The 585-nt window shown below is 42.7% G+C and carries 1 protein-coding gene; it reads right to left on the bottom strand.

The genetic code is table 11. The features are described from left to right. Positions 1–246 precede the first annotated feature (246 nt). Positions 247–585: 4a-hydroxytetrahydrobiopterin dehydratase (locus R7P74_RS27985; RefSeq protein WP_005482617.1), on the bottom strand; the 339-nt coding region annotated here is incomplete at its 5' end.

Here is a 585-nt window from a genome sequence, read left to right as displayed (position 1 = left end):
CTCGTAACGGACAACATTTTATTGCCGTCGGCAACGAGGTATCAGGCACAACCTCAGTTTTTCGTATCGAACTCTAAAAACAGTAGTATCTCAAAGTATCTACAACTGTGGCGCTAAAACCGCGGCCATAAAACAGAAGTGCTAAATAGGAAACGCCCGAATATCAGTTCGGGCGTTTTTTATTCACGGTTAAGTGTGTTAATGCTTTTCAGAGCATGAATAGCAAACAACGGTGTCCATTCGTGTTTATTCACTCAACACTAACGCATCACACTTAGACGCACAGATGAAATCGTTCTTATGCAAACCTTTAATGGAATGGCTCCACCAAGTCACGGTGACTTTGCCCCACTCAAGCAAAATTGATGGGTGATGAAATTCTTCTTCTGCCAATTCCGCAATCTTGTTGCTGAACGCCCATGCTTGTTTAAAGTTCTTAAACTTATAGACCTTCTCAAGTTGCGGAATGTCGTCCCTTTCAATGAGATGCCAATCGGACAGCTGCAGCAATAGAGATTGCTGTTCTTCTTTCGTCAGGGCAATGGCATCAAAGCTACAAGCTTCGCATTTTTGTTCATTCAGCAT

The organism is Vibrio sp. 2033, from assembly GCF_033339735.1.
The sequence above is the reverse complement of the archived record's forward strand: the minus strand, read 5'-3'. Positions and strand labels throughout refer to the sequence as shown.